General features: G+C 36.9%; 5 protein-coding genes. All 5 read right to left on the bottom strand.

Annotated features, from left to right (window positions below; translation table 11 throughout):
• Positions 1-37 precede the first annotated feature (37 nt).
• The gene (locus GXZ93_01075; protein ID HHT78384.1) at positions 38-1,840 is read right to left on the bottom strand and encodes an L-fucose isomerase; all 1,803 of its coding nucleotides are present in this window, start codon (positions 1,838-1,840) and stop codon (positions 38-40) included.
• Positions 1,841-1,867: 27 nt separating this feature from the next.
• Positions 1,868-3,115, bottom strand: a complete 1,248-nt coding sequence (locus GXZ93_01070) for a methyltransferase (protein HHT78383.1) — start codon at positions 3,113-3,115, stop codon at positions 1,868-1,870.
• A gap of 228 nt (positions 3,116-3,343) precedes the next feature.
• Positions 3,344-5,227, bottom strand: a complete 1,884-nt coding sequence (locus tag GXZ93_01065; protein HHT78382.1) for a hypothetical protein — start codon at positions 5,225-5,227, stop codon at positions 3,344-3,346.
• A 2-nt stretch (positions 5,228-5,229) separates the two neighbouring features.
• On the bottom strand, positions 5,230-6,738 hold the full coding sequence (locus tag GXZ93_01060; protein ID HHT78381.1) for a sugar ABC transporter ATP-binding protein: 1,509 nt from the start codon (positions 6,736-6,738) through the stop codon (positions 5,230-5,232).
• A 29-nt stretch (positions 6,739-6,767) separates the two neighbouring features.
• Positions 6,768-7,499, bottom strand: a 732-nt coding sequence (locus GXZ93_01055) for a sugar ABC transporter substrate-binding protein (GenBank protein HHT78380.1), incomplete at its 5' end; no start/stop codon positions are given.

Raw genomic sequence — 7,499 nt, 5'->3', positions numbered from 1 at the left:
TTATTTTTTAAAAATTTAATATTTATAAATTTTTATATTACTTATATAAAGGACCATAAGTTCTGCATGCGTTATAATCTGCACTCTCGGGGCAGGAAGTTCCAAAAGCTGACCAGGTGCTGGGTCTGAAAATTTTATCTTCCTCTACATTGCTAAGGGCAACAGGTATTCTAAGCATTGCAGCAAGCGTAATAAGCATTGAGCCGATGTGACCATAGCTTATTACTGAGTGATTGGCTCCCCAGTTATTCATAACACTGTAAGTATCTATGAAAGCATGACTTCCTGTTAATCTTGGGGCAAACCAGGTTGTTGGCCAGGTAGGATCAGTTCTGTCAACTAGAGTTTTATTAACTTTTTCAGGTAACTGGACAGTATAACCTTCAGCTATCTGCAGCATGGGGCCAAGGCCTTTTACAAGATTTAGCCTTATCATAGTAACAGGCATTTCTCCTTTTGTTAAAAAATTGCTGGAAAATCCTCCTCCCCTGAAATAATCAATGGAAGCGGGCCTGAACAAGGAATTGGAAAGACATTTTTCTACTTCTTCGTCTGCAATATCCCAGAAAGGTTTTAAGGCAGGTTTACCATTTAACTCCTGCTGTCCGGTACCGTCAAGACAGGCGGCACCAGAGTTGCTTAAATGGATTATTCCTTTTTCAGCATAACCTTCAAGATTATAGCCGGTAACTCTTTTTACTGCTTCAGGACTCCAGAAAGTTCTGACATCTGTAAAGATCTGGGCGCTGTCAGTCAAAAGATGTCCGAAAAGCATTGTTATTGCATTCTGGGCATCATTTTCTGTGGCCATTATATATGGTTCCCGAATACCGTTCCAATCGAACGAGCTATTTAAAATCGTTTCCATAAAATCGCCATTAGGGAAATGATCGGACCAGTTTCTCTGACCCTGGAATCCCGCTGCAATTGCATTATGTCCGAGAGCCTCTTCCCAGAAGCCATATTTATCCAGGTTTGGATTTCCAATCATAAGATCTCTGCAGATCATAGTCATTTTAACAATAAATTCCCAGTCCTTGTCTTTTTCTTTCCTGGATTTCTGTTTTTCCGGAGGATTATTATCTGCACCTTCTCTGCAATTTTTCCTGGCCCATTCCAGTGCTTTTTCGTACTCTTTCTTATCATATATCTCTTCTTCAATTCTTCTTACGATTTCTGTCATATCCACATATTCACATCGCATTCCCAGATAATCTTCAAAAAAAGCTGAATCTACTATGGAACCTGCTATACCCATTGAAACACTCCCGATTGCAAGATATGACTTCCCTCTCATTGTTGCTACCGAAATACCTGATTTTGCAAATTGCAGTAGTTTTGCTTTTACATCATCGGGGATTCTTGTATCATTCAGGTCCTGGACATCTCTGCCGTATATCCCGAATGCAGGAATACCTTTCTGGGAATGAGCGGCCAGCGATGCAGCCAGATAAACTGCTCCCGGACGCTCGGTGCCGTTAAAGCCCCAGATAGCCTTTGGAATAAATGGATCCATATCTATTGTTTCTGAACCATAACACCAACAGGGCGTAACTGTTATTGAAAGCCCTACTCCTTCATTTTCAAATTTTTCAGCTGCCATTGCTGCTTCTGCGGCACCCCCTATTGTTGTATCAGCAATAACACACTCTATTGGCAGGCCATTGGAATGTTTTAAGTTTTTGGTTAAAATATCTGCTGCAGCTCTTGCCATTCCCATAGTCTGGTCTTCCAATGATTCTCTTACTCCTCTTCTTCTGCCATCTATAGTAGGTCTGATTCCGATTTTAGGAAGTCTTCCTTTTAATCTGTTTGTCTGATGGATTTTGTACTTTTCCATAGAAATTTGCCTTTCTACTAATATAAATTAATATTTTCCATATTCATACGCAGCTTCTAGCATGGCGATGATATTTTCAGGAGGAACATCAGCCAGAATATTATGTATCTGATTAAAGACAAGACCCCCATTTTCTCCTAATATGCTTATTCTTTTTTTTACATCATTTTTTATTTCTTCCGGCGTTCCTTTGGCAAGAATATCCCTTGTATTGCAGCATCCTCCCCAGAAAACGATATCTTTGCCAAATTCTCTTTTTAATTTTTCAGGCTCCATGTTTCTTGTAGTGGTCTGCACAGGATTGATAACATCAAGTCCTGCGTCAATGAGATCCGGTAGCAGTTCGTAGATTGAGCCGCAAGAATGAAGAAATACCTTGCAGTTGCTGTTTTTATGGACAAAGTCCCACATTTTTTTATGTCTGGGTTTGAATACTTCCTGATAAATTTCTTGAGACATAAAAGCACCGCTTTGTCCGCCAAGATCGTCACCGAATTGAAGAAAATCAATATATTTCCCCACACCCGAAATTATTCTTTCAAGTTTTATAATATTTATTTCAACCAATTTGTCTAACAGTTTTTTTGTTTTTAATTTGTCTGAATACATATCCATCATGAAGTTTTCCATGCCTCTTAGAAAAGTACCGGTTTCGAACATATTGCAACCCACCGAAAGCACTATTGAATAGTCTGTACTTTCATAAAGGTCCTTAATGGTATTTATAAATTTGAGGTAAATATCATTATTGAAAATGTCAAGATGCCATGGGGGAGAAGGTATTGCCCATACATGCCTGCTTAAATCCTTATCCTTAAAATTATCAGGTATGCATGGAAGATCTTTGTATACCCAGAAACATTGGTCAACATATAGAGATGTTCTTGGTTTTTTTCCAAGTTTTTCATTTTCGTCTGATAATAAGTAAACCGTACCATCTTCACCAAATTCTATGTTTAAAAATTTTGGGATAATACATTTTGAACCATCGTCTAATTCCCACTCTTTCCACTCATTTATATCCTGTAAAAAAGCCTGACCTGCATCAATTGTATCAATATGGAATAGTTCCATTATGCTTTTGTCAGGGTAGGCGAGTTGTTGTATGAAATCATACATTCTGGTTGGAAATATTGTTTTTATACCAAGTTTTTTTAGCAGGTTGTTATAGGCGATACTTGCAATTCCTGATGATCTCATGCTTCCCAGATCAATAGGAATTCTATCAGGTGTCTTATGGTTTACAGCCATTCTGACTCTCTCTCTGGAGTTCATTCATTACCTTCTTCTGATTGCTTTTTAATTATAAATTCCATATTGCTGTAAAGTTTCCCACCATGCTTCAGTGTTTTGTGGAGGAACAGAGCTTTGAATAATGTGGATAGGGGCGAATATAAATCCTCCGCCCGGTGCAAGATCCTCAATTCTTCCATTATTTAAAGCATTGTTCTTAATATATTAAATATAATCAGTTTTTATTTGATTTTTTAAAACAGTATGTTTTTATTTTACAAATTCCATCAGATCAAGTTCCAGCAATTTTGCATTTGAAAGACTGCCATCTTTATTAAAACCGGCTATCTTGTAATATAGATCTCTTGCATCAGTAAATTCCTTTTTATTGATTCTTATACCTTTTTTCGGTCCGTTTTCAATAGGCCGGAAAAATCTTTCAGGCAAAACATCGTCTTCTGAATCAATTCCGACTTTCTGTGCAAAAAGCTTATACATGCCTATTCTTTTTTCTCCTAATTTAAATAATTCAAACAAGGAGCTTTCCCATCCTGTAGCTGCGTCCACTATGCTGACAAGGTAGCTGAAATCGAAGAATCTGACAGGGGAAAATGCAAAGATGCAGCCGCACAAAGCATCCATCATGGAAAAAGCAGGCTGCAGGAAGTAAAACATTCTTACTTTCTGGTCTGAAAGACTTTCAGCTTCCAGTCTTTCATAAATCGTTAAAGGAGCGACTTTGTCCATGAACAACTGATCGGCTTTGAAATCAAAATCAGTATCATGCTCGACCACTGTATAATATGGCCCTATGGGAGATACAGCATAGCCTAATCCGAGCATCTGTTTTGTCCTAGGATCATGGCTGGGTATTTCCAGGCCTTTGACATGCATGGCAAATTCTTTAGAACCTTTTATATTTTCTGAGGCAATCCTGGTTCCTTGTGATAATATTTCCCCTATACCTTTTTTATTTGCTATCAGGCAGATTAATTCAATTACTGAATCACAGTCACCCCATTTTAGGTTTATGCCCCCGGTATCCTGCTTAGTAATAAGGCCGTTGTCAAAGCATTCAATAGCAAATCCCAGCGTAATCCCGAGCGAAGTTCCATCCAAACCATATTCACATATTAATTCCCATATTTTTAATGCCGCCTCAGGTTCTTTTATTAAAAGGTTGTAAACTGATGAAGAAAGGCTTTCAAGCTCTATAAGTCCAAAGGAAGTATTTAAACCTTTATTCTTAAATCCCGGTACATTTTTTTTACAGCCGCCAAGACAGTTAAAACAGTTTATATTGTCTGTTTTTTGATTTTTAATAAGTGAAAATCCATCTATATCGGAAGAATATTTAAAGTGGGTGAAATGAAAGTTTTTCGCTGAAAGCATACCTTCATCAGACATTTTTTTAAGATACCCTGCATTGCCTGCCGGGCCGTACTGTGCTTTATTAAGAGGATTATCAAGAAAATTTTTCTTAAAATGTGCTGAAATTTTTTTAAGGCTCTTATCATCAAAAATAGCTATATCATTGTTTCCCTTTACAAAAATGGCTTTAAGATTTTTGGATCCCATTACTGCTCCGGTGCCGCAACGTGAACTTATAAAAAGATTATCATTTACGATGGAAGCATACCTTACAAGATTTTCTCCTGCTGGTCCTATAACGGCAATGCTTCCTTCCTTTCCGTGTTTTTTTCTCAAACTGCCATATGCATGGGAAGTTGTTTTTCCCCATAGATCATTGGCTTTTAAAATTTTTATATTGCTATTTTCAATTAAAAGGTAAACCGGTTCCGTTGCTTTTCCTTTAATGATTATTGCATCAAATCCGGCTCTTTTAATCATAGGACCGAAGTATCCCGGTGTCGTACTTTCGGCAATAAGGCCGGTTAAAGGGGATTTGGTAATAACATTATGCATGGCTGTTCCAGAGCAGTCAATCCCGGTTATTGGCGAAGTTGAGAAAATCAGCAGATTATCTGAAGAGAAAGGGTCAGCCAGAGGATTTAATTCTTTTAAAATGAAATAAGCGCCCATGCATGAGCCGCCAAAATACTTTCTGTAAAATTTATCATCCGGTTTTTCTACTGAAAAATTCCGTTCTGATAAATTGATTCTTAAAATTTTACCTGTATAACCATAACTCATTTTTATGTATAGTAATTTCCCAGTTCTTTACTTACGATATTGTAACTATCTTCATCTTTATTTACTTCTTCAATTTCTCCAACGATCTTTTTATCTCTGAAAACATATATCCTGTTTGCAAGCTTTATTATTTCAGGCATATCGGAAGAAATAAGTATTATGGATTTTCCTTCAATATTTGCCAAATTGAAAATTAGTTTATGTATATATTCCTTTGCTCCTATATCAACCCCTATAGTAGGTTCGTCGAAAATAATGATGTTGCAATCTGCTCCCAGCCATTTGGCTATGCTTACTTTTTGCTGATTGCCACCGCTTAGCTTCTGAACAAGCTGGTTAATGCTGGTTGCTTTTATATCCAGCTGCTGCACCATTTTTTTTGCATGTTTTCTTTCTTTCTGAATACTTATAAATCTTAATATCTTTCCTGCAATTTTCGGCCATATAGTTATACCTATATTATTAAGTATTGTACTGTTTAAGAGCAGACCTTCCTCTTTTCTGTTTTCAGTTACGTAACCGATCCGGTATTTGTAAAGACCGTCTGCTATGGATCTAACTTTAATTTTTTTGCCGTTTATGAAAATATCTCCGCTCTGTTTTTTGTCTTCGCCTATTATCAGGCGCGCAAGCTCAGTCCTTCCTGAACCCACAAGTCCGTAAAATCCCAGAATCTCACCTTTATAAAGCTTAAAGCTTACATCTTCACATTTTTTTTGCTTGACGATATTTTTTACTTCCATAACTAAAGTGCTTTTATCCATGTTATTATTTCGGAAAGATTCTATCTTTTCTTTTCTGCCTATCATCATTTTTACCAGGTCCTGTTTCTCTACATCATTTATCATTTTTGTATCGATTTTTTTTCCGTCTCTCAGAACAGTTACCTTATCGCATATTTTAAAAACTTCTTCCAGTTTATGTGTAACAAAAAGAATGATTATTCCTTTTTTCTTTAAATTTCTAAGAATTTCAAATAGTTTTTCAGCTTCTGTTTCAGAAATAGCAGAAGTCGGTTCATCAAGAAGAAGTATTTTTGATTTGGAAGCCAGAGATTTGGCAATATCTATCATTTGTTTCTGTGCGACACTTAATTCACCGATTAGTTTTGTAGGAGGAACATCCAGGTCTATCATATCAAGATATTTTTTAGCAACCAGGTTTATTTCTTTCCAATTTAATATGGGAGTTTTTCTGAAGGTAATCATCTTATCAAGCATAATATTTTCCGCAACACTAAAGTTTGGCAGAACCTGAAGCTCCTGATTAACCATGCTTATTTCCTTTGAGAGGGCATCTATATAACTGCTGAGCACCAGCTCTTTTTCATCAAAGAACATTTTACCTGTATCAGGCTTGTAGACACCTCCAATAATTTTCATCAAAGTACTTTTTCCAGCACCGTTTTCCCCAAGAAGAGCATGGATTTCTCCACTTATAAATTCAACAGAAACATCATCCAAAGCTCTTACACCTGGAAAAGATTTGCTAATATTACTTATCGTTAACACCGGATATTCCTCCTGTTAAATATCAGTAATTATTTAAAATAAGTAGTTTTTGCGTTTTTAACCAAATCATCAGCGGCACCCCAGAGTAGATCCATAAAGCTGTCCAGATTGTCTTTTGTTATTACTACTCCGGAAGAATCAATAAATACATAGTCTTCCTTTGTTTCCATGCCATCGATTAAATATTCAAGCAGTACCGGCACAGCATAACCCTGCAGATAAGGATTCTGGTTAAATGTTCCTGTTATATATCCTTCTTCAATAGCTTTTAAAACAACAGGGTCATCATCAATACCAACAAATGCTATTTTATCATTTTTCATTTCTGACAATATGGTAGCAGCAGCAACAGTTGGATTATACCCTGTTGTTACTATACCGTTTATTTTATCACCTTGTGCAGCCAAAGCATTGCTGATTTTTTCAATGCACTGCTCAACTGCATTCATGTCTCCGATGGTTTGGACTATGGTTACATCAGGATATTTCGCGACTGCTTCTTCAACACCTTCTTTTCTGAGAATAGTATTAGGATCAGTTACAACCTCAAGCACGTTTAATATTCCGCCCTTTCCGCCCATTGCTTCGATAACTTTTTCAGTTGCTATCATTGCAGCTGCTTTTACGTTGGTGGCAACTGTAAAAGAAGCAGGAGTGGGAGTTTGTGTTGCTGCACCATAATTAATAACAGGTATTCCCTTAGCGACAACTTCCTCATATAGAGCGTTTGCACCGGAAGCATCTAACGGAAATATCATGAG

Source organism: Actinomycetota bacterium (assembly GCA_012837825.1).
GTDB lineage: Bacteria > Actinomycetota > Humimicrobiia > Humimicrobiales > Humimicrobiaceae > Humimicrobium.
This window is presented reverse-complemented; position numbering and strand designations above follow the sequence as displayed.